The sequence below is a fragment of the Paenibacillus sp. NPDC057934 genome (assembly GCF_042887565.1).
GTDB lineage: Bacteria > Bacillota > Bacilli > Paenibacillales > Paenibacillaceae > Paenibacillus_AQ.
The window spans coordinates 203,187-229,578 of sequence record NZ_JBHVPB010000007.1; the positions used below are offsets into that span (position 1 = coordinate 203,187).

7 protein-coding genes are annotated in these 26,392 nt (G+C 47.0%); all 7 read right to left on the reverse strand.

Going from position 1 to position 26,392, the window contains the following annotated elements; all coding sequences use genetic code 11:
* Nucleotides 1-55 precede the first annotated feature (55 nt).
* The gene (locus ACFVRY_RS17755; RefSeq protein ID WP_387501590.1) at nucleotides 56-10,525 is read right to left on the reverse strand and encodes an SDR family NAD(P)-dependent oxidoreductase; all 10,470 of its coding nucleotides are present in this window, start codon (nucleotides 10,523-10,525) and stop codon (nucleotides 56-58) included.
* 22 nt (nucleotides 10,526-10,547) lie between these two features.
* Nucleotides 10,548-15,218 (reverse strand): SDR family NAD(P)-dependent oxidoreductase, encoded by a 4,671-nt coding sequence (locus ACFVRY_RS17760; RefSeq protein ID WP_387501591.1) that lies wholly within the window; start codon nucleotides 15,216-15,218, stop codon nucleotides 10,548-10,550.
* Nucleotides 15,215-18,169 (reverse strand): type I polyketide synthase, encoded by a 2,955-nt coding sequence (locus ACFVRY_RS17765; protein WP_387501592.1) that lies wholly within the window; start codon nucleotides 18,167-18,169, stop codon nucleotides 15,215-15,217. The genes ACFVRY_RS17760 and ACFVRY_RS17765 overlap by 4 nt, the downstream gene beginning before the upstream one ends.
* Before the next feature lie 23 nt (nucleotides 18,170-18,192).
* Entirely contained in the window at nucleotides 18,193-20,550 is a 2,358-nt protein-coding gene (fabD, locus tag ACFVRY_RS17770; RefSeq protein ID WP_387501593.1) for an ACP S-malonyltransferase, read from the reverse strand.
* A gap of 112 nt (nucleotides 20,551-20,662) precedes the next feature.
* Nucleotides 20,663-21,706, reverse strand: a complete 1,044-nt coding sequence (locus tag ACFVRY_RS17775) for a methyltransferase (RefSeq protein ID WP_387501594.1) — start codon at nucleotides 21,704-21,706, stop codon at nucleotides 20,663-20,665.
* 45 nt (nucleotides 21,707-21,751) lie between these two features.
* The gene (locus ACFVRY_RS17780; protein WP_387501596.1) at nucleotides 21,752-22,534 is read right to left on the reverse strand and encodes an aspartate/glutamate racemase family protein; all 783 of its coding nucleotides are present in this window, start codon (nucleotides 22,532-22,534) and stop codon (nucleotides 21,752-21,754) included.
* Between the two features lie 33 nt (nucleotides 22,535-22,567).
* Nucleotides 22,568-26,353, reverse strand: a complete 3,786-nt coding sequence (locus tag ACFVRY_RS17785) for a non-ribosomal peptide synthetase family protein (protein WP_387501597.1) — start codon at nucleotides 26,351-26,353, stop codon at nucleotides 22,568-22,570.
* Between the last annotated feature and the right edge of the window lie 39 nt (nucleotides 26,354-26,392).

The window sequence follows — 26,392 nt, forward strand, 5'->3', positions numbered from 1 at the left end:
AACCGGGAGCCGCGTTTGCGGCCCCTGAACTACCGCCTCGTCCCTGCGAACAGCCTCATTTCAATGAAACAGTGATTTCCTCCGAACTATTAACCCTCTGAATTTCTAGAGGATTCGACGTATGAATCAATCCTATCTGATCAATTGGGCCTGCTAACAAAAACTCCAGAACAGCCATGGCTTGAACAGGCTCAATCGAGTAAATCCCATTCTTCTCCATAAGCTTCCGATACCTTTCCGAAGCTACAACCCCAACATTTCCCCAGTATCCCCAATTCATAATCTTCACCATGCAATGCCATTCTTGGGCAAGACGGTGAGCGAACGCATCCTTGAAGGTACATCCTGCTGCATAATTGCTCTGGCCGGGCGATTTGGTAAATGCATTGAATGAGGAAAAAAACATTACAAAATCCAACGGTTCGTTCTGAAACACTCTTGCCATACAAACACTAACATCGACTTTGGCTGTCAAAGCGCCTCTAAACTGCCGCTCTTCCATATTTGCTAAACTGCCGTCTTCCAGGACGATCGCGGAATGAATCACTCCGTCTATGCGGGAAACCTGACTCTTAATCTCTTGATAAGCACGGGTTAAATCCTCTAAATCGGAAGCATCCGCCTGAATATATACCGGGGCGGGCCCAAATTCCGCCAGACGGTTTATTTTGCTATGGATGGAAGCCCCCATCGCCTGTCTGCCAATCCATATCATTTTAGCTTGATAGTGATGGATCATATATTCGCTCCACACTTCGCCGATGCCCCCCGCTCCTCCGATAACGACATAGACACCGTTCTGCTTGTAAGCCGTTTTCTCAGGTATAGTGATCTTCATCGGTATGAATTCTTGGCGATACCACTGTCCGTCCCGTAATACAACTAGGTTTCCCTCAACATTTGCAGGCACAGCGAAAAGAGATGCTACTAAACATGTTTCCAAGTCATCCACGTCTAGGACACGAATGGTCCAGTTGGGATATTCCTTGGCCAATGAACCCATGAAACCGTGAACGCTGGCATGGGTGGGATCAGTCATATCATTCTTATAGATGGCTTGCGCTCGTTCCGTCACGATAGTCCACTGCAGACTTTGGTTGCCATATCCTGATCTAAGCAAAAGTTTGACCAGCCGGAAAATTTGAAGGACTCCCGACTCTTGATCCTCTATCAATCTTGCATTCAGCCAGGAAGAATGATCGGAGGATTTCGGAGCCACCCACAAAATATGTTCTATTGGACCGCAGGCCTTCAGTTGAAGCATGATTTCCTCGATCGTTGAACTTGCACCGATTGTCAAGAAGATTGCCCCGGGATACTGCTCTAGCAGTTGTTTCCTTAATCTTTCACTATAATCAATGACGACGAGAACGTTAACCGATTCCATCAGTTGGGATTCTACTTGAGGATCAACTTCAACCGGCTCCCAAACTGGGGCCAATTTTACACTCTCAATAACCGGGTTCTCAGCCTCTTCATCCAGCTCCGTTACTTGCTGCCGAGCCGATAATAAGGACTCCTCCCTTGTCAGTGCTCTGGTTGCAAATTTTCTCATTCTAGCACACAGAACACCTTTGTCATCGCAAAGATCCACATCAAACTCCAACAACCCGATATCGTCTTGAACTTCCGCACTGTGGCGGATCCAGGCCCACATGGCTGCCGTACAGGGGGCGTACACTTCTATCTGTTCCAGAGCAAACGGAAGCAAAGGCTTATTTCCCAGTCCATCGCCTATTACCATTCCTAGGCATGCCTGCAAAGCCGAGTCCAATAGCGACGGATGCAACACGTACTGCTCCAAGGTATCGGCAACTCCACCCGGCAGCAATAGTTTCGCCAGTACCTGACCCTCTCCCACATAGATCCGTTCGATCCCTCGATGGGCGGCTCCGTAAGATATCCCCATCTTTTCAAACGCCTCATAACATTCATCTGCTGTGATTACTCTTCCGTCGCAATCCTTCTGCTTCGCCGTCACATCCAATTGAGGCATTCCCGATGCTTCGAACCATGCGACCCGCCCTTGGCTGTATACTGCTGCTTCTCCGGTCTCCTGTTCTTCTTGGTAAACCTCAAAGCCAATCTCTCCATTCTCTTCCGGGTATAGTCCGATCTGCACCCGCTCCGGCTCTTCCCCAACCACTACCGGGTTTATCCAGACTACATTCTTAATCCGAACAGCTTGCCCGTCTCCTATACGCCCAGTCGGACCAGTCACGTTCTCCGACGCAGCCCTTGCCATTTCCAGATATGCCACACCCGGCAGTACTTTCCTCCCTTGGACTCGGTGGTCCGTCAGGAAGAATTCTTCTCCGGTCCAAGTCGAGCTATACTTCTGCTCCGTGAAGTCAGAGATATTCTCATGCAGCAGAGGATGTAGCCGCACGGACGGAGAAGGATGAAGCCGCTCTCTGCCGCTTGCCGCCCCCCCTGCCGGCACCCAATAGCGCTCCTTCGCAAACGGATACGTCGGCAGACTAATCCGGTGCGGAGGATGTTCCCCATACAGCTTGTCCCAGTTCACGCTCACACCCTTGACCCACAGGTCCAGCAGCTTGTCGTATTTCTCTTTCCTTATCCACTTTTCCATAACTTCTTGCATGTCCTCATCGGCTACGATCGCCGACAACACTTCCTTGTTGCGCCTCACCTGGCCTCTGTATATCTCTTGCGCCCCCGATGGATCACGAAGCCAATCGGACAACTTGGCCCCCAGCTCTCCGATCGAGGCAGCACTCAGACCCAGACGCTCATCCATCGCTTCCCTTCCCGTCTGCAGCGTGTAAGCAATATCAGGTAACTGCTCATCCGTATATCTCCGCTCTTCCAACGCGCCTACCCACTGCCGTACCAGCTCGGTCAGTCGCTCTTCATTCTTGGCGGAAAGTACGATCATTGCAGGATGTTCGGGGCTAACCCGGGCGTTAGGTCGCCGTGCCTCCTTCGGAATGTATTCCTCCACCACTACATGGGCGTTCGCACCGCCAAATCCAAAAGAACTGACTCCTGCACGGCGTGGAAGCTCCCGGCCTTCTGCGTTCCGAAGTGGCTTCCATTCCTGGGTTTCTGTTACCAAATAGAATGGACTGTCTTTCAGATCAATATAGGGGTTGATTTCGTCAAGATGAAGATTCTTAACTAACGTCTTATGCTTCATTTGCAGCAGAATCTTGATGAATCCTGCAATTCCGGCAGCCAGCTCCAGATGGCCGATGTTGGTTTTAATTGAACCCAAGGCGCAATATGCCTGAGGCTTCCATGGATCTTTGACGGAACCTGTCAAATCCTTGAATGCCATCTTTAGTCCATTTACTTCTATGGGATCCCCTAGCTGCGTACCCGTTCCATGGGCTTCAATGTAGCCAGCGGTTCTCACATCGATCCCCGCCTTAGTCCATGCGGTTTTAATTAATTCGGCCTGGGCTCTAGGGTTAGGTGCGGTCAGAGAGTTAGAACGTCCGCCATGGTTCTGGTCGGTTCCTTTGATGACTCCGTATATATGATCTCCATCACGTTCCGCATCGCACAGCGGCTTCAAAAAGATCATCCCCACACCTTCGCCTCTTACATACCCATTAGCTTTTGCAGAAAAAGTTTTGCATTTACCGTCTTCACTGAGCATACCTGCTTTACTAAAGCTGATATATTCTTCCGGAGTAACGAGCGTATTCACTCCCCCTGCAATAGCGGATACACACTCCCCGTTTCGAATTGCATTGACGGCCCGGTGAATCGCTACAAGAGAGCTGGAACACGCAGTTTCCACTGGCTCGCTAGGCCCGTGTATATTTAAGAAATAGCTCATCCGATTAGGACCGACGGAGGGAACCTTCCCTGTAGAAGAATAGCCCTCCGTGACGGCTTTGGCTTGGGTGATCAATTCGTTGTATCCACTGCTTCCCGTTCCTATGAACATTCCTACCTTGGTTCCGGACAGATTCTCCGCGGCATAACCCGCATCTTCTATCGCCTTCCAGGCATAGGTCATCAAGAGCCGTTGCTGCGGATCCATATACTCTGCTTCCCTCGGAGAAATCCCAAAGAATATGGGATCGAATTCGTCCACTCCATCCATGAAGCCGCCCCATTTAATGTTACTTTTATTCTCATCCAGGGCAGGATCTCCGTAATAAGCTTTCCAATCCCACCGATCATCGGGAATTTCGGAGATGCAATCTTTCCCCTCCAATAAATGTTTCCATAGTAAATCCAAATCGTCAGACATCGGGAACTTGCCGCTCATCCCAATGATCGCGATCGGCTCATAGAAGGATGGATCCCGCTTCTCTTTCGTAACTGCCGGGAAGCTGATAAACCTGGTCTGTTGCCTTCGGGAAAGCGTCCTTTGCGGCAATGGTTCCTCCAAAGCAGTTGATGCCAGCGGTGCCGCCTTTTCTTCCGGATTAGCAGAAATGTTGAGGATATGCGCAAGCGATTCCCCAAACTCCCTGATCAAGTACACACTCAATTCTCGCAAGGTAGAGAACTCAAAAAAGAGGGTTGGGGCGAGTTCTAAGTGAAATGCTTGATTGAGTTGATTTGCAAACTTTGTCAAAGTGATGGAATCAAATCCGTAGTCGCTTAACTCGAAATCCATCTCTACATCCATCGCCTTCATCTTCTGTATTCCAGACACCATTTGAGCCAGAACTTCCTGCACTTTTTCCGAAAGGAGATAGGCCTCTCCTTTTTCTTCCGACACTTTGGGAACTGCAGGTATTGTCGTTCGTGGTTTCCCGAGTAACCTTTCCTTCATGACGGTTCCGTGGCCTTGAGAAACCATAACCTGAGCATTTCTCGATGCGGCTGTAACATAGAAGAGACGTAGTCCTGCTTCAGTGGACAAAGATACCATTCCTGAGCTTCTTTCAATCCTCATCTCGGTTTCACTGTCCACCCGCATGCCACCCTCTTTCCACAATGGCCAGTTGATGGACAAGGTATGCCCTTGCCTGTGGCCTACGCTTACCCTTTCATTCCGATATAGCGCATAACGGTCCATGAAGGCGTTCGCTGCCGCATAATCCCCTTGGCCCAGGTTACCAATGGCTCCTGCTACTGACGAAAACAGGATGAAGAAGTCCAGTGCCATCCCCGCGCTTGCCTCATCCAAATTCACCAAGCCGTCCACTTTCGGCCCCAGCACCTCTGCCGCCTCTTCTCTCCGCTTCTTCAAGAGAAAGCTGTCTCGGATCACCCCGGCGCTGTGGATGATTCCGTTCAGAGTTCCGTAGGTTTCCCAGATACGCTTCATCATCCCATCCACAGCACTTCGCTGCCTGACATCCACCTGCTCGTACACCGCTCTGGCCCCCGCTGACTGAAGTTCCTCCAGCTTCCGCTCTACCTCGCGACTCACGGCTGCCCGGCCCGTCAAGATCAAGACCACATTCCTTGCCTGCTCTGCGATCTCTCTGGCTAGAATCATGCCTAAACCTCCGGCTCCTCCTGTGATGAGATAGACGCCTTCTTCTCTCCACGGCATCTCCGGATTCTTAACTTCTTTCGCCTCGCTCCATACCACTACCTGGCGCTTACCTTCCGCATACCGGACCCACACGTCTTCCCCATGATACTTTCCGTTGTCTGCCAACACCTGGTTCAGCTCTGCCGCCTCTCCCCAGGAGTCAACTTCTACCAGTTGTCCAACCAGCTTTGGATTCTCCAACCGTGCCGTGCGCAGCAGTCCCTCCAGTCCCGAAAAGAGCTGCCCTTCCCCTCGATTCTCGCTGACAATCTGGATTAGTACTGCTCCTTCCAGCTTGCTCTCCAAAAGCGTTCGTATTTCTTCCATCGCCTGTAGCACGTAGGCTTTATAGCGTTCTGCAATTCCCTGTGCCTCCGAATACAGGCGTATGAACCGAATCGATTTCTCCATGCCAGACAGACTCTCGTACAGATCTTCTGCAGGTTCACAGAGCATTACGATTCGACTCCCGTAGTGAGCTCCCTCTCCCTTTACCTTAACGGGTTGCTCGCTCCAGCTTGGCTCGAACATCATCGTCTGTACCACGCTAGCTTCCCTTCCATTTCCAACCTCTAGGACCCTGGAGGTAAACTCTCTCATCTGTATACAAACTTGGCCGCTCTCATCACACAAATCAATATCCAACCTCTGGACTTTTCCATCGGCTTCACCGCCTGCGCTGTGACGAACCCAGGCCCACATGGCTGCCGTACAGGGGGCGTACACTTCTATCTGTCCCAAAGCAAACGGAAGCAAAGGCTTATTTCCCAGTCCATCACCTATTACCATTCCTAGGCATGCCTGCAAAGCCGAGTCCAATAGCGACGGATGCAACACGTACTGCTCCAAGGTATCGGCAACTCCACCCGGCAGTAATAGTTTCGCCAGTACCTGACCCTCTCCCACATAGATCCGTTCGATCCCTCGATGGGCGGCTCCGTAAGATATCCCCATCTTTTCAAACGCCTCATAACATTCATCTGCTGTGATTACTCTTCCGTCGCAATCCTTCTGCTTCCCCGTCACATCCAATTGGGGCATTCCCGATGCTTCGAACCATGCGACCCGCCCTTGGCTGTATACTGCTGCTTCTCCGGTCTCCTGTTCTTCTTGGTAAACCTCAAAGCCAATCTCTCCATTCTCTTCCGGGTATAGTCCGATCTGCACCCGCTCCGGCTCTTCCCCAACCACTACCGGGTTTATCCAGACTACATTCTTAATCCGAACGGCTTGCCCGTCTCCTATACGCCCAGTCGGACCAGTCGCGTTCTCCGACGCAGCCCTTGCCATTTCCAGATATGCCACACCCGGTAGTACTTTCCTCCCTTGGACTCGGTGGTCCGTCAGGAAGAATTCTTCTCCGGTCCAAGTCGAGCTATACTTCTGCTCCGTGAAGTCAGAGATATTCTCATGCAGCAGAGGATGTAGCCGCACGGACGGAGAAGGATGAAGCCGCTCTCTGCCGCTTGCCGCCCCCCCTGCCGGCACCCAATAGCGCTCCTTCGCAAACGGATACGTCGGCAGACTAATCCGGTGCGGAGGATGTTCCCCATACAGCTTGTCCCAGTTCACGCTCATACCCTTGACCCACAGGTCCAGCAGCTTGTCGTATTTCTCTTTCCTTATCCACTTTTCCATAACTTCTTGCATGTCCTCGTCAGCTACGATCGCCGACAACACTTCCTTGTTGCGCCTCACCTGGCCTCTGTATATCTCTTGCGCCCCCGATGGATCACGAAGCCAATCGGACAACTTGGCCCCCAGCTCTCCGATCGAAGCAGCACTCAGACCCAGACGCTCATCCATCGCTTCCCTTCCCGTTTGCAGCGTGTAAGCAATATTCGGCAACAGCTCATCCGTATATCTCCGCTCTTCCAACGCGTCTACCCACTGCCGTACCAGTTCGGTCAGTCGCTCTTCATTCTTGGCGGAAAGCACGATCATTGCAGGATGTTCGGGGCTAACCCGGACGTTAGGTCGCCGTGCCTCCTTCGGAATGTATTCCTCCACCACTACATGGGCGTTCGCACCGCCTGCGCCAAAAGATGAAATCCCAGCAGTTCTTGGAAACTCTTCCTTGAACCCGTTGATCTCCACAACGGGCCTTTTCCAGTCTCTTAGTTCTTGTTGGACTGTAAAAGGGGTTTTGGCAAACGCAATATTCGGATTAGGTTCCTTCGCATGAAGGCTTGGAACTAGCTTTTGATTCTTCATCTGAAGCACAATCTTCGTTAACCCCGCGATTCCAGCAGCCGCTTCCAGATGCCCTATATTACTCTTTGCGGAACCTATGGCGCAGAAGCCTCTATCATTGGTATCTTCCTCAAAAGCTTGAGTCAAACCTGTAATTTCGATAGGATCTCCTAATTCCGTGCCCGTTCCATGGGCTTCTATATAACTGATCACTCTCGATGAGATTCCGGACTTCCGAATTGCCTGCCTTATCAACTCAGTTTGTGCAGTTGGACTGGGCACTGTATATCCATTCGTTTTGCCTCCGTGATTCACAGAGGTGCCCCGAATTTGCGCATAAATCTGGTCTCCATCCACAATCGCCTGAGACAGTGGCTTCAGGATGATAACACCTACACCCTCCCCCGGCACAAACCCGTCCGCGTCTTTTCCGAAACTTTTGCATCTCCCATCCGCAGATAACATCTGTGCTCCACTTAACTCAACAAAATTGGTAGGATGAAGGTATAGATTTACCCCTCCGACAATGGCCGCTTCGCATTCCCCGTGTCTGAGATGCTCACAGGCGATATGCACTGCGGTTAAAGAAGAAGAGCACATGGTATCTACAGGCATGCTGGGACCTTTCAAATTCAACAGATACGATACTCGATTCGCCACGGAGCTGAACGAAGTATGGGGATAAAGCCCCTCTCCCTGTTCCCATACCTCCGAACCGTACAAACCATAGCCGGTTTTGGTAATTCCCGCGTAGACGCCTACCTTGCCCTTATAACATCCTTCTAATCGTTCCCTTGTGTAACCGGAATCCTCCAACGCCTCCCAGCAGCTCTGAACAAATATTCGTTCCTGAGGATCCATATTCATAGCATCCCTTGGGGAAATAGCAAAAAATAATGGATCAAAGTCCGCAAACCCCTCCAAGAATCCTCCCCATTTGCTGTAGCTTTTCCCTTTCGCAAAAGCTTCCTTGCGATCCGGATCATAGAAGCTCTCAATGGGCCACCTGTCTTGGGGAATTTGCTCTATACAATCTTTCCCCTTCTCCAAATTCGCCCAATATTCCCGAAGGTTGTCCGCTTGCGGATAACGCCCGCTCATCCCGATGATTGCTATAGGCTCCGTTGCTTTGTACCCTTCGAAACTATGAGCCGACTTCCGTTTTTTTCTTTTTATCGGGCTTATGACAGGGACTTCAATCTTCAACTGTTCCTTAACAGACTCATTTCCTTCTCTGTCGGATGGTAATGTTTCATTCAGTCGGGTCCACGTCATGCAACGATCAGGATAATGGGCAACGAAGTGGCCAGTTAACTCCTCCAGAGTCAAATATTCATACCATATCGTTTTGGAGCATTCCCCGAAAATCATTTCTATTTTTTGATTCAACATCATGATGAGAATCGAATCCAATCCATAACTTTCCAATGGCTCCAGCGCATCAATATTGTTTACCCCAATCTTGACCGCTTCTCCGAACAAAGCTTTCAGTTTGACAAGAGTTTTACTCCGTAACAACTGCAGATTTACCTGTGGGACCGGACCCTTGTGCTCTCCATGATCAGGGAGGTCATGGCTCCCCTTCTTCATATACTGCTTCAGTAGTTTCGTAACGTCACCATGCAATACGCAAAATCTGCCTTTCTTCCATGCAAGTGCCTGATTGAAAGCAAACAGCCCATTCTCCTTACCCATGACCTCCAGCCCCGTTTGCTCCAACATCCTCATCTCGGTTTCACTGTCCACCCGCATGCCACCCTCTTTCCACAATGGCCAGTTGATGGACAAGGTATGCCCCTGCCTGTGGCCTACGCTTACCCTTTCATTCCGATATAGCGCATAACGGTCCATGAAGGCGTTCGCTGCCGCATAATCCCCTTGGCCCAGGTTACCAATGGCTCCTGCTACTGACGAAAACAGGATGAAGAAGTCCAGTGCCATCCCCGCGCTTGCCTCATCCAAATTCACCAAGCCGTCCACTTTCGGCCCCAGCACCTCTGCCGCCTCTTCTCTCCGCTTCTTCAAGAGAAAGCTGTCCCGGATCACCCCGGCGCTGTGGATGATTCCGTTCAGAGTTCCGTAGGTTTCCCAGATACGCTTCATCATCCCATCCACAGCACTTCGCTGCCTGACATCCACCTGCTCGTACACCGCTCTGGCCCCCGCTGACTGAAGTTCCTCCAGCTTCCGCTCTACCTCGCGACTCACGGCTGCCCGGCCCGTCAAGATCAAGACCACATTCCTTGCCTGCTCTGCGATCTCTCTGGCTAGAATCATGCCTAAACCTCCGGCTCCTCCTGTGATGAGATAGACGCCTTCTTCTCTCCACGGCATCTCCGGATTCTTAACTTCCTTCGCCTCGCTCCATACCGCTACCTGGCGCTTACCTTCCGCATACCGGACCCACACGTCTTCCCCATGATACTTTCCGTTGTCTGCCAACACCTGGTTCAGCTCTGCCGCCTCTCCCCAGGAGTCAACTTCTACCAGTTGTCCAACCAGCTTTGGATTCTCCAACCGTGCCGTGCGCAGCAGTCCCTCCAGTCCCGAAAAGAGCTGCCCTTCCCCTCGATTCTCGCTGACAATCTGGATTAGTACTGCTCCTTCCAGCTTGCTCTCCAAAAGCGTTCGTATTTCTTCCATTGCCTGTAGCACGTAGGCTTTATAGCGTTCTGCAATTCCCTGTGCCTCCGAATACAGGCGTATGAACCGAATCGATTTCTCCATGCCAGACAGACTCTCGTACAGATCTTCTGCAGGTTCACAGAGCATTACGATTCGACTCCCGTAGTAAGCTCCCTCTCCCCTTACCTTAACGGGTTGCTCGCTCCAGCCTGGTTCAAGCATCATCGTCTTCTTCATCACTCTATCCCCTTCTAAATGTTTAGATTGTAACCCCTCTCATACTAATGCAAATATTACCATCGTTATCACATATATCTATATCCACTCGATTCAATTCACCCGTTTGGGAAGCAACGCCTTCTATTTTTCGGACATGGGCCCACATGGAACTTGTGCAAGGACGAAGCACCTCAAGCTCTTCCATCGAAAGGGGGCCGAACTCCTCATTAACCTTGCCCTTCTTCTCCATACTCCACAAATAAGACACACTCAGAGCAGCATCTGCCAAGCAAGGGTGAAGGACATATTCCTGCCGATCAGCCTCCCAAGATTCGGGAAGTTTCAGTTTGGCAAGAGCCTTATCATGTCCAGCATAGATTCGCTCGACCCCTCTGTAATGGTCTTCGAAAACCATTCCCAACTCCGATAGCTCTTTATAGAAGACGTCAGATGGAATATCTGTTTCCTCACAATCTTCCTTTAAAGAGAGTAGGTCTACCCGACCCACGGTTTTGTCCTGGACAAGAGCGACATGTCCATAGCAATAAACGTCGCATTCCCCGTGAAGGTCTTCCTCTCCATAGATTTCATATTGTATGTATCCGTTTTTTTCACGGCTAATACCGAAAAACACTTCTACCGGCTGATCCCCCACTATCAAAGCAGCGCCCCTGTGCATGCTGTTGAGTTGAATATGAATCTGTTTATCATCCGATATGCCGGCCATTTCACTTATAGCAATGATGGCCATTTCTAAATAAGCGGCACCAAACCAAGTCTTAATTCCATTGCTACGAAAATCGGAAAAGAACCTTTCACAACCTGTAAATCTTGAAAGGAACCGCATTTCCGTAAAATCTGAAATATTCTGATGAAGCAGCGGATGAATCCATTGAAACTGATTGGCCTCAGCCTTTCGCCCAGCTTGATCGACCCAGTATGACTCCCTGGTGAAGGGATATGAAGGAAGAGAAAGGCGATTGGACTGCTGCCCGTTATACATTCGTTCCCAGTCAATTTCCACCCCTGATGACCACAGTTGAGCCAATTGGCTTAATTTCCTCTTGTTCAACAAACTATTAATAAACGCCTTACCTTCTTCGGCTTCCATTAATACCTCTGCCAAGGAGCCTCTCTTTTTAGTACTGCCATAGTAGAAGTCCTCGATGTTGGTCTCACCTTGAAGGAATAAATTCAATTTTTCCTTAGCTTCATCAACATGCCGAGCCACGAACGCAATCCGTTCATCCATCGCTTCTCTGCCGGTGTGTAGTGTATAGGCCATATGAATTAATGCGACGTCCTCTTTCTCAAGAAAACCAAGCAGATTGCGGGCCATGAGAGATAACCTTGTCTGATCCCTAGCTGACAGTACAATCATTGCTGGACCTTCCCCAGACTTAATCCACCTATTGGAATTCATATACTCCTCAACGACAATATGGGCGTTCACTCCGCCAAACCCGAACGAACTGACACCAGCCAATCTGGGAGCATCCGGTTCAGGTCTATTCCATTCTTTCGTTTCATCAATAATATAGAAAGGACTTCCCTTTAACTCAATATAGGAGTTCATCTCTTCAAAATGAAGATTCTTAATGAGCTTTCCATGCTTCAAACACAGCAAAACCTTGAGTAAACCGGCAATGCCAGCTGCTGATTCCAAATGTCCGATTTGCGTTTTTATGGTACCAATCCCGCAACTAGCTTCTTTGACGAATTTTCCATGGTTCGCATATAATTTTCCGAACGCCTTCTTTAGTCCATTGATTTCAATCGGGTCTCCCAGAGGAGTGCCAGAACCGTGCGCCTCAATATAACCAACCCTGGAAGGATCGACACCAGCCTTCGACCAAGCAGTCGCAATAAGATTAGCTTGGGCATTCGGGTTCGGTGCGGTCAGCGAGTTAGCATGGCCACCATGATTGACGGATGAACCTCTGATGATAGCATAGATATGGTCACCGTCCCGTTCAGCCTGGGAAAGAGGTTTGAGCAGGACAGCTGCGCTTCCTTCTCCCCTTACATATCCATTGGCTTTCTTGTCGAACGTCTTGCATCTTCCATCTTCCGCAAGCATTCTAGCTTTACTTAAAGAAATATACATATTAGGGCTGGCAAGGATATTAACCCCTCCGGCAATTGCAAGATTGCACTCCCCGCTTCTGACACTTTCGACAGCGCGGTGGATGGCTACTAACGAACTGGAGCACGCTGTATCAATCGGTTCGCTTGGCCCGTGCAAGTTAAGCAAATAGGAAATCCGGTTGGTAAGAATGGAATTGAAGCAACCGGTAGACGTATATGCTTCAATCTCCACATGATTCTCATGAAGAAGATCGTAATAATCGGAAGTACCGACACCCACAAACAAACCTGTATTCGTCCCCGACAAGGAAGAGGGCTTATACCCCGCATCCTCAATAGACTTCCAAACTGTTTCCAGAAAAATTCTCTGTCGGGGATCCATAAGCTCAGCCTCGCGGGGAGAAATGCCGAAAAATAACGCATCAAACTTATCTATTTCCTTTATGAAACCTCCCCACTTTATATTCGTTTTATTAGATTCCTTTGCCGGATCCCCGTAATATTCCTTCCAACTCCAACGGTCGGCCGGTATTTCGCTGATTGCATCTTTGTCTGCCAGCAAGTTGTCCCACAGCTCTTCAAGATGATCGGCACCTGGCAAAATTCCCGCCATGCCGATAATCGCAACAGGCTCGTATTCGGGCGGCAAGGACGTTTCCTTATGGGGATGCCCTGCATCATTTATGGACTCTATTTCTCGTGGGAAAGCGGCCATTTCAGGTAATTCTCCGGGAGCCGCCTTGTGAGAAACAACCGATTGTCTAGGATCAGAAAAATGGTACATATCTACATTTTCGGTGAGGTGCTTTGCGAAAGCCCCCAAATCTTGATATTCATAAAATACGGGGGGGGTCAAATCTATCGTAAATTTTTTGTTAATTCGATTGATAAAATCGGTAGAAGAAATCGAATCGAACCCATATTCACTCTTTTCAACATCCATATCAATCCTATCCATTGGGACAGCCAACACTTCCGAGGCAATCTGTCTGACCTCCCGGCTCACATGTGTATGCAAATTCTCATTATTTATAGAAACAATCGCGGAGGAATTACTCCCTGCAACGAGTTCATCAGAGGAATCAAACAGGCGGACCTTCTTATTATCGCTTTCTTTGAGGACCACCCACTGCTTCTCTTGTTGCGAAAGCGCCTCTTCAAACGCTAACAATCCCTCTTCATTGGAAATAGGTAGAATCCCCATCGTATTCTGCATAAAGGTGAGCGTTGCATGATCGACCTTCATCCCGCCATCCGACCATAACGGCCAGTTGATAGAGATGGACTTCCCCTCCCGCTCTCCCTGTTCCCTTAACCCGTCCCTCCATAAGGCATAATGGTCCATAAAACCATTGGCATACGCATAGTCACATTGCCCGGCATTACCTAGAACCGACGTGCTGGAAGAAAACATAATGAAGAAATCAAGCCGATCAAAGCAGGTCGCTTCATCCAACCACAGAGTTCCGAACACCTTGGGGGCAATTACCTCTTTCATTTGTTCCGTTGTTTTATTAAATAGAAACGCATCTCTAATGACGCCTGCCGCATGAATAATCCCATAGATTTCGTTACATTGCTGTCTAGTCTTCGCAACCAGACGCTCAACATCCTCACGAATAGAAACATCCGCTTGAATATATAGAGTTTCACACCCCATTTTTTCTAACTCAAGTAATTTAATCCTTTTATCAGAAGTGAGCTCTGAGCGGCCTGTTAAAACAATTTTACCTTGGGTTTTCTTGGCGAGATAGGAAGCTACTGTGAAACCCACCCCACCTAACCCACCCGTTATTAAATAAGTCCCCCCTTTTCTTAATGGCAGGGGCCCCTTCTCCATACTGGCCGGAATCATTCTTCTTACAAAGCGCTGTTCTCCCCGGTAGCGCAACTCTATTTCCTCATCCTCTGTTCCAAACTCACTAAGCAAAGAGGCAGCGACTTCTTGGGCTACTCCCTCCAGCTCCACTGTTTTACATATCCACCCCGGGTTTTCTTTCCTCACCGTTTTGGCAAATGCACTAACGCCTCCGTACTGAGGTTGGCCGTGAGTATGGGAATCATAAAGATACAGCAGCTTGATCTGTTGTTTTACTTTATAATCCGTCAAAGCCCGGTAAAAATAAAAGAGAGAAAATATCCCATGACCAAGCTGGTTCTCAAGATGTGCAAGGTCGCCAGTAAAGCTACTTCGGGACCAATAATGCAATATGCAATCAGGTAGCGATTGATCCTCCAACAGGGATGCTATCAAGCGCTTGTAGTCATCCTGCCTTCCTGAATCAATAGTATACTGATCTACGCTATGACGTTTGTACGTGTTTCCGGGTTGTACCAACACCGTCTGGACGCCGATAGTTTTCAACTTGTCCATCAAATCCGATGTGGTATCAAACAACAGAATCCTATCAGGCCAAACACTCGTTGGCGTATCCCGTTTTTCCCATACTGGTGTGTAATAATCCAAGGATTGACCGGTAGTGTTCTGGTTTGTATTCGTAACCGCAGGCGTATCTCCCCGCTGGATGGCCTTGATCAGCTCAAATCCCTCTTCTGAAGTAATCTCCCGACCTTTGATCTTATGCAGTACACGATCTATACTCCATTTCATCCCATCCATCATGTATCCCCCATTAAACTCTTGATTTCCTCAACTTCGATCTCCCCAGCTCCAAGCTTGGTCAAGAGCTGTTTCAGTTGATCATCATCCGGCATCGGCTTCACAGAATCCACAACTTGCTTGGAGACAATCCTCCTAGGACTTGCTAACTGAAACGTTTCACGTTGAAAGCTGTACGTTGGCAAATGGAGAGATTGATATTTTTCATTCCGATTGAGCAACTCCCATGAAATATCGTTCCCATTAAGCCACAGGCGGAGCAAATTCTCCTGAAAGCAAGTTTTGAGGTCCCCGTCTGAGGAAAGGGCGATATGACCCATTTGACCCTCCGCATTCCATTCCGTTTTTCCAAGCACAAAACTGTTCTTCCTTATCTTAGATACAGCACGGACAGTGTCTTCCGCAGCTTCGATCCATTCGTTCATCTCAGGTATTTCCTGCAATCGACTGTTGTATTGTCTTAACAAAGAGTAGGATCGGGCCGGATTCAGTTTGCCTGCATTTTGTTGCAGTTTTTTAGCTGCCAGACTGAAATCCGGTATAGTATTTGATACCAATTCCGTAATTACCTCTTTCGTTATAACACCATCCATCAACAAATCTATAAGTTCGTAAAACCGGAGATCCCCAATAATACGTTGTTCCTGAATATCCCATTTTTGATTCAATTTTCGAATAGAGTAAACAATGGAAATCAATAGAATTTTCTTTTCAATCTCATAGAGATTTGAAGCTTCGTTCAAAAGATCATTGTCATAAAGCCAATGCCGCATTCGCAACCCGCATGTGCTTTGGACCAGTTCGATCCAATCGTCCAAAGTTTTTTTGAATGTATATTGACTTTCATAGAGTAATCTGGCTTTATAAACATATTCAGAAATCACAGTCAATGTCTGTCCATTCATGCTGTTCAAGAGCTCTACTACATACTCTTCCTGAATTAAAAAGCTCGGGTAAGTCATATCACGTAGGCAATCGTAGAAAGGAATGGCAGGCCTCGCGAGAAAGTCGTTTCCCGGTTTTGTTTTCTTACTTATAACAGTCAGGATATCCTTCATGCTCATCATTCCGGTGATTGCCATTGCAATCCAAATCCCTGACTTTTGCGCCGATACCTGGTCTGGCTTTAATCCTAATTCCATGAGAGTAATGACATAGGCATATCCTGAAATAAATAAATAAATAGAACCATGAGGCCCTTCCCAGTTCTCCTCATACAGACCATCCCTGATAGATTTGCTTACACGTATCGCTTTCAACATTTTCATTCCATCTTCTAGATGTCTTCTATAAATTGGGGAACTGCTAACAAGCGATTCAATGTCGGAGTAGCCCTTCCAAGAAAACTCTCCGATATGAAGCCCCCAAGCTGTTATCCCCACTTTTACATGAGTAGGGAATTGGGCCGCCGATTGTACAGCCATCATTAATTCTTCTCTATTCTTAACCAACCTTCCATACCGGTATGGAAAGGCTGCTCTACCGGTCTGCATGGTTAGGCAGATATCACGGAGACGGAAAGGGGGCCTCGTATCATGTTGTAGTAAATCCATCCACTCTCCGATCATTCTTTCTAAACTGGCAGGATTCTTCGCAGATAACAAAAAGAGCTCGGGCTGCTCCTCAAGTTCAGGCTCTTCCTTCTCATCTGGAACGTATTCTTCAAGTAAAACGTGGGAATTCACTCCTCCAAATCCAAACGAACTCACGCCCGCTCTTAAAGACAGTCCATCTGACTCCCCACTCTTCCAATCCTCGCAATTCCCCGAAACAAGAAAAGGAGTGTCCTCGAAGGATATGATCGGGTTCAACGTATTCAGGTTGAGTGTGGCCGGGATTTTCTTATGTTTCATCATCAGCAATACTTTAATAATGCCGGCAATACCAGCCGCCCCTTCCAGATGGCCGATATTGGTCTTCACAGAGCCAATTCTGCAAAATTGGTTCCGATATGTATATTCACGGAAAGCACGGGTTAATGCCTCTATCTCAATAGGGTCCCCCAAGGAAGTTCCTGTACCATGTGCCTCAACATATGTCACCGTCTCAGGATTTATATCCGCATCCCGGTATGCACTAAGGATAACCTCCTGTTGCGCCTGTATGCTTGGGGCTGTAATGGAAATACTCTTGCCGGAATGGTTCACTGCAGTGCCTTTGATCAGCCCGTGGACGACAATTCCATTCTGAACAGCCTCCTCTAAACGCTGCAGCAATAGAACCCCTACCCCGTCTCCCGGAACATAACCGTTGGCATCTATATCGAATGTTTTGCATTGCCCATCCGGACTCAACATACGCGACTTGGAAAAAGATATATATTTTAAAGGGTGGAGATTAGTATTTACACAAGCTATGAGAGCATAGTCGCAATCCCCTCTCATCAAAGCCTGTTTCGCTTCATGAATGGCAACCAAAGAAGATGCGCAGGCAGCATTCACCGGCTTGCTAATCCCATGAAAATCAAACCAATAGGAAATCCGGTTGGCCAGAATGCTCTCGTAATTCCCCAAGCAGGCATAACTGTCCGGCATTTGTTCTGGGCTTGCCAAATGCTGTCGATAATCGGTAGTCATTACGCCAACATAGACAGAGGTCGTCTTTTGTTGAAGTTTCCTAATGGGAACTCCGGAATCCTCAATACAGCGCCAGGTTTCTTCAAGTAATAGGCGTTGCTGAGGGTCCATATTAGCTGCCTCACGGGGAGATATTTGAAAAAATTGGTTGTCGAAATCATAGATATGATCCAATAATCCGCACCACTTGCTGATACTTTTCCCCGGTTTCTCCGGGTCCGGCGAATAATACTCGTCGATGCTCCAGCGGTCCGGTGTAATCTCCCTTATAGAATTGACGCCATTTTCAAGGTTTGCCCAGAATTGCTGATATCCATCCGCGCCGGGAAACCGGCAGGACATGCCTATTACTGCAATATCCGCTTTTCTCCTTCTCATTCAGCTCACTCTTCCCAATTGTTCTATGAATAGTTGGACTCCGTTCTACGGTGACCGCTCCTATTATCAAAGTCCCATTCCATCAGGGTTTTCCGATTTAGAATAGCTGCCGCTTCATTCATAATGCGAATTCCGATTTCATCCACATGACGATTGGTCCATAGTTCCCATTTTGTACCCTTGACCCATTGGTTAAATGCTCCTAAAGCTGGTCCGCAATGAATCTGATAGTCAAGCTCGCACCCGGGGGTTCCAGCAATAGCGATTCTGGTAGAATAATTGAAATACCATTTGAAAATCATCGCCATCTTCTTCTTGGGTTGGTTCGCTGCCTTCTCTATTTCCTCTGCAGAGTAATAAGCTTTAACCTCTTGGTAGATTTCTTCCAAGCTGCGTTTAAAATATCTCTCCTCCAATTGCCTCTTGACCAACGAATCAACCTCATCAATAGATTGATGTCTCATATACAATTCGTATAACTTGTTAGCCCGAGCTGGAAAAAATAAACCCTTTTTTAAAACCTGAACCCGGGCTCCAATCTGAAACATATCACCTGCCGGGGCATAAGTTGTATCTTGAATATTCATTTCTTGAAGCAAATTTTTCACCGCATCACTCGTTCCTGCCTCTATTGTGCATTGATTAATAGAACCCGTGAGAATGAAATCCGCTCCCAGGATGAATGCAGCGGCTGCCGCCTCCGGTGTACCGATACCGCCAGCCGCTCCGACTCTAACCCTTTTGTTATAGTTGTATTTCAACATCATCTCATCACGGAGTTTGACAATAGCCGGTAGCAGGACATAGGCAACCCCACCATCCGTATGGCCCGCGGAATCTGCCTCCAGACACAGATCGTCCGCCACCGGAATCTGCTGTAGCATTTGGGCTTGCTGCCATGTAATCCGATTCTGCTTGAGTAGCTTGTCCACAAGAATTTCAGGAGCAGGGCTCAGGAACATTTCAGCCACCTCAGGCCGGGATATCTTGGCAATGATGCGGTTAACAGCATTCACACTACCATCTGGGTTCATGGATAAGCCATGTGCACGGAATAATATTAATGCGGGAGTAATCGTAATAAACGCGGCTGCTTCAATATTTCTTACTTCGTATTGAGTGTACAATTGAACAAGCCTTTCTTCCCTTTCCGGCCGATCCGGTTGATGAACCAAATTGAGTCCGTAAGCTTCATCATGTTTCAGTTCCCTCTGAATGAATTGAATCGATGTCTCAATCTGATCTAACCCTAACCCTCCGGTTCCAAAAAAACCCATCATCCCCGCCTTTCCCATTTTCACCACCAGTTCTTTAGATGCAATGCCTTTGTACATAGCCCCTGCGATATAAGCGTATTTCAACCGATAGTCTTGTTTGAACCCACTGTTTCCCAAGGTTTCTCCAGGCGCTATCATGGAGGATGTCTGCACCTCCTTTACAGAAGAAATATCATCGGAATGAACAACCTGCCGGGAAAGTATCGTCTCCTCATTTCTCCTTTTATTCCATTCTTCCGTAGGCAAATTTATTGGGGGTGCCTCCTCGCGAATATTCTTCAATAACCCCGACAACACGTGCCCCGGACCGATTTCCTTCATCTCTAACGACGGTAATCCCATCATAACCTGCACAGTTTCACACCATTTCACCGAACTGGTGATTTGTCGGGTCAAATTTGATTTGATGTCCTTGTATTTATAGGGTCTAGCATCCACATTTGACAGGACGGGAATATCCAACTCAGCGAATTCAAATGATTCTAAGAACACTTCAAAGCGTTTCATAGCCTCCTGCATATATCTGGAGTGAAAAGCACCACTGACGAATAAGGGGATATAGTTTGCTCCAACAACCGATTCAAAAATCGGCTGCGCACGATCAATATCTTCTTTTAAGCCCGACAGCACCAACTGCCTTGGCGAATTATAGTTAGCAACATCAATTTCTGACAACTGGTTCCGTTCTAAAACATGCTTAACCGCATCTGCGTCCAAACCGATAACTGCCGCCATTCCGCCGCCCTGGGCCAGACTCATTAATTCTCCCCTTTTTTGAACCAATTGGAGACCTGTTGCGAAATCAAAGGCACCTGCGGCAAACAAGGCATTATATTCTCCCAGACTATGCCCTGCAACTATATCCGGTCTAACCCCAGTATCTGCAACAGCCTTCATATACATCAAGGAATTGACTGTAAACAGGGCCGGTTGGGTATATTGGGTCTTCTGAAGCCTTTTCCCTTGATCCGTATGACATAGCTCCTTAATCGAATAACCTAATATGCGATCCGCTTGCCGTGTGATTTTTGGGAATTCATCAAATAAATCCCCACCCATCCCAACCCTTTGAGCGCCTTGGCCCGGAAATACATAAGCCAACATTTCAATTTCCCCTTTATTCGCTTATTCGATATTGATCATTTAACTGTTTTGCCACCCATTACCCTTAAACCCAAGAATGGGTGGCAAAAACTTATGCTAAAGAGACAATTATTTATTCCACACGCTCACATTCAATCATGCAGAACTGATCGGATGCAGGGATGATCCGTGACACCTTCATCCCGCTTTGTTCAATCAGTCGGGTAAATTCCTGCTTCGTCCGAATTCTCCCCCCCGGTGTAATAGCAAGGAAGAACAAATCCCGGATCGCTTCATCGGCTGCTGGCTGTTGATCATCAATCAGCATTTCTATAATCATCAGTTTCGAATTTTCAGACATGACCGTACAGACATTTCGGAGAGTAGACAAAACATGTTCGTCATCCCAATCATTTAATGCCTTGCTGATAATATACAAGTCACCGCCTGCGGGGATAGACTTGAACATATCTCCCGCAATCAATTCACAACGTTCGGACAGACCAACAGATTCCATATATCCCTTGGCTTTTTCAACGGTTGTTGGAAGATCATATAGCACGCCTTTCGCCTTAGGATTGGTATGTAGAATACCCGCTAAGATTTGCCCTAACCCACCCGCAACATCCACAATGACATCAAAAGGTTCAAATGAATAATTTCTTAGAATTGCAGGCAAACTCACCTTGGAATAGACTTCCATCGCCCGGTTTACGATTTGCTGTTGCTCAATGTTCACTTCCCCTTCCATAAACCAAGCTGAATTATCAAAAGAAGGTTTCCCTGTCTGGATGCTTCCCTTCAACTTAGCCATGGCTTCAACAATAAAATCACTCAACAAATACTCCGCGATCGGTTCGATAGATTGAGGGGTAGGGCCCGGTTCTAATGTTTGTCCAAGAACAGTCGACGAATACTCTCCGGAGGGCAGAAGTGAGACCAACTCCATTGAGATTAGAGCCCGCATCAATCTAAATAATGACTTGGAATCCAAACCCAAAGCATCACTTAATGCTTCATTGGTAGCAATACCATTTTTCAATGCCTTAAAGATGCCCACATCCACAGCGGTCTTAATCACAAAAGAACCAAAAAAGCCACTGATACTCCCCATGACAACTGCCTGGGGAGGGATTCCCGGATTCAAGCTTGCTTCTTTTTCTTTCACGTTTTCCATTATTCAATCTCCTCTTTTCTTATTCGTCATTTAAAAAATCAATTTTTAAAAAACAGGGTTCAGACATTCAATACGGGACAGCGCAAACTCCACAGCTTTTTCCGCATGTAGCTTAACAGCATCGAATACGGGAACCCTCACGTCTTGAAGTTCAATCATCATCGGTAGTTCCGTACAGCCCAGAATAATTCCTTGTGCTCCCTTATCAACCATGTCCTTAATGATCTGTTTTATTACCTTCTTGGAATCCGGATTGATCGTTCCAACAACGAGTTCACTGAAAATAACCCGATGCAAGAAATTCCTCTCCTCTTGCTCCGGCAACATGACTTCAATGGAATGTTCCTCAAGCCTATGCTTGTAGAACGAGTCACTCATCGTAAAGTTCGTGCCGATTAAGCCAATACGTCTTAATCCGTTCCCCTGCATCTTCTCTACTACTGCATCACTAATATGAATCAACGGGGTTTGTATGGATTGCTGGATTTCTTTCGCCAATTTGTGAACGGAATTGCAACACATCAGAATACAATCCGCTCCCGCATTTTGAAGCAGAAGGGCGGCGTCTATCAAAATGCTTCGAGCTTTATCGAATTCGTTTCTGTTGAATAAATCCAGTACCTCCTCATTATCTAGACTATTCAAAATCAGCTTGGCCGAATGGGTCTTCCCCAAGAGGCGGTTTGTTAATTTATTAATATGCTCGTAGTACAACAAGGTAGATTCATAACTTAACCCTCCAATTAATCCAATGGTCTTCACGTTAAATTTCACCTCCTCCAATAGATGGATTCTATTGTAAGAACGCTTCGTTGAAGAATATTTCACATGACATTCCTCCCATGGAGAGAGAAACGGAATTTATGGAAGCGCCTCCAAATAGCAATCGATTTGTCGTTTATTTATAGGTCCCCACTCAAACCCAAGAAGATTCAAATCACTCAAAGTCCGCTCACAAACCCGCAAATAGCTTAACCATTCTGTATTTCTCAATAGGAATAAATTGAGAACCACGTTGATAATGGTATGCCGGGTCTCCGGGTCCTTGAATTGGTCCTCAAGTACGCTTATGAAGGTTTGAAAAGGCATAAGGCGAATGTCAGGGTCGCTGGCTCGGATCTCGTTGCCGAATTGCCCCCAACTCAAACGATTAGGATTGAAGATATGATGCTGTTGATTATGCAATGCGGGTCTGTCAAACAAAGTCACAATCGCACGGGCCGCCTGATCGACTCCAGTTAAATCAAGCACCGGTTCTTGCAAATCAGGATAAATCCCCAACTCATTCAATCCTTTAACAAAGGAGCAAAACGCATTGCTTTCTTTGTTAAACATGAACTTCCCCGTTTTCGTATTGTTATTGAGAGAATTCAGCCGATAGATTGTACAGCTTAATCCGTTTTTCCGTTCCTTGCGGATCAATTCCTCTGCTTCCAATTTGCTGCTCAAAAAATGATTGTTGATATTCTTATCGAGCAGTTCAATATCTTCTACGAATTCATCCAACATTTTAATATTGCTACCTGTTGCAAGACTCATGGATGACATGAAATGCATGTCTTTTTTATTGCCCTGTTTGGCAAAGTCCAATAAAGCGAGTGTGCCATCTACATTGACGGTTTTGAACTCTTCTGCTGTTCCGTAGTGCTTGGTAAGAGAAGCGGTGTGAATAATACAATCGACCTGCTCTGCCAATTGATTATACTTTTCTTCGCCTACGCCTATATATGGTTGGGTTAAGTCCCCCGCGACTATAGATATTTTGCTCCCATCGAATATTCCTTTGGCGGAATCGCCAAAGTAGTAATCAAATCTGTTGCGCAAGTATTGCCTTGCCGCCTCGCCTGACTCCCCACGTATCAGAAGAGTAATATCCGATTCGATTCTATGGATCAACTCATACAATAGATGAGCGCCCAGGAAGCCCGTTCCTCCTGTCAACAGAATATGCTTGTATTTTCTTTGAATAGATAGATTCGGGTTCCCCCGCTGAATGATTCGTTCACGGTAAGAGGTTAGCAATTCTTCATTCTCGCCACGTCTCATCTTCAGGAGTTCAGGGGTAACCGCCGAGTGCCTCATCGTTTCTATCATTTCCAAAAAATACCCCTTCTGTTCTATCACATGTGCCGACAACTCCCTAATCGTAGGAAATTTGAATACATCATTAATCGAAATGGTATACCGATCGCTCAATAAGGCAACCATTTTGACCCCTGTTAATGAAGTTCCGCCAATCTGAAAAAAATGATCATCGATTCCAATCCGCTCATGTCCCAACAACTGCTCCCATACATCCGCCAACATCCTTTGAATATCATTGCTTGGAGCTATGTAAGGAGATTGGGAAAACTGTCGATGATTCATAGCTTTTAACGCTTTGGTATTAACCTTTCCGTTGACTGTCAGCGGAAGTTCAGCTAACGGAACGAAGTATGTAGGAATCATATAATCCGGAAGCTTGGATTTCAAAAAAACAAGTAAACCGGAAACCTCCGGTTCCTCATCGCAAACCAAGTAGGAGCATAAGTATGGAGCACCCTCATCATCATGATTCATAAGTACAATCGCCTGATTGATTTGAGGATAGCTAAGAATTGCCTTCTCAATATCCCCGATCTCAATCCGATATCCCCGAATCTTCACCTGATTGTCAAGCCTACCAATGTATTGAATCTCACCTGTCGGCAGCCACCGAGCTAGATCTCCTGTACGGTACCACCGCTGATTCGTATATTGTTTATTAATCATGAACTTCTCATCAGTTAACTTCGGTTGATTCAAATACCGTCTGGCAAGCCCACCACCACCGATCACCAGTTCGCCTATACCACCGATCACCTGAAGCCGGTCTTGATCATCCAGTATATAGCAGCTGTAATTTTGCAAGGGACGACCGATTGTAATACTCGATGCTTCTTCTAATACGGATGCAGTTGCCAAACAGGTAGCTTCTGTAGGACCGTACACATTGACGATTGTCCCGGCACTCCATTTGCGAAGCTCATCCAGAAATGACTGCTTCAATTCTTGTCCACCTACAAGAAACATTTTGATTCGGGACAGTGCCTTCCTGCCCGCAGAATGATGAAGTAGAATCTGCAATCTTGAAGGCGTCATCATCAATAATTCAACTTGATGATCATCAAGCAATCTGGCTAGCTCCTGCGAATCCAAATGTTTCTTCTCGTCAACAATAACAATTTCCATTCCTCTATATAGGGCATACAATGATTCTGATATAAAAAGATCGAAGGCGATACTGGCCGCATTCAAAACCACCTTGGGTGCTGCAGGATGGATCACCTTATCAATCCCATGAAGAAACTGAATTACCGATCTCTGTTCGATCTCCACCCCTTTTGGTTTGCCCGTTGATCCGGAAGTGAAAATAATGTAAGCCAATTGCCGGTTAGACAGTACGGGAAGTTGGAAACCTTCCTCTTTCACAACCCTGTCTTCATCCAAACAAACAGTATATGCCAAGGGCGAACCGTTCTTTCGCAGCTTGCTCAACACTGGTTCCCAATTGGAAAGAGTCAAAGCTAAACGAATTTCTGCTTCCGCTAGGATGGATTGTACCCGATCTCCTGGAACTGCCGGATCAACAGGAACAAATGTCCCTCCAGCTTTCAAGATACCGAGAAAAGCTATGTAGGTGTATGGAGATCTGTTCATATACACCATAACCGCTTCTTCTTTTTTGAGTTGGAACGTAGAGATTAAATAGCTAGCTAACTGATTTGACTGATCATCTAGTTCCCTGTAAGTCATCCGCTTGTTTCCATAGATGAGGGCTGTGCGTTCCGCAAAAATATGGACTCGCCTCTCGAATAATTCCGGTAGGGTAAGCTCCCCTTCCTGAAGTGTCACCTCAGGCGAATTAAAAACATTAAATATTAAATGTCGTTCCCTATCGGACAATAGATCCAAGTCCGCAAGAGTGAGGGTCGAGTCTTTGATCAATGATTCATAGTATAGAAACAACGAATCCATCAAATGCTCCATCGTCTTAACATCATACAAATCTTGCTCATAAAGTAGTGACACAGCTAACTGCCCCTCCAGCAGTTCAAACCGAAAAATTATATCAGTGCAAACCTTATCGATAGATATTCCCGACTGAATCGACTCAAACATGACTATAACAGGGATTAAAGGCTTGTTATTCTCAAGGTAGATTAATTGGACTTGTTCTGTTAAGGTCTGCAAAGAAATTTGCTGATGATTGAATGCTTCTGTAACCGTCTCTTTTACAACACCCAGCCATTGTCGTAGAGTTATGTCCTGCTGAATCTGGCTGCGAAGCAACAAGATGGAATCGGAAACAACATTTGCGTTCCCAGTTTCCAAGGGGGGAGCACCGACAACGATGTCATCCCTACCAGTATATTTGGATAGCAAAAACTTGACGCCGGAGAGCAGTATCATATAGACGCCCAAACGAGAATCTTTTGTCATCGCAAATAGACTTCCGACTACATTCTCTGATAACCGCCGTTGGATGCTTGCCTTACAACCCGAATAACTGCTTCTCGGTATATCGTAAGGAAATGAGGATAATGACAACTCAGAATCCAGTTTCCGTTCCCAATATTTTTGATCCGCATAAGAATTCACTTGTTCTTTCAAGATTTTTCCTATCATTAAGCATCCCACCCTAGTCCAACAAAATTTTGTCAAAGA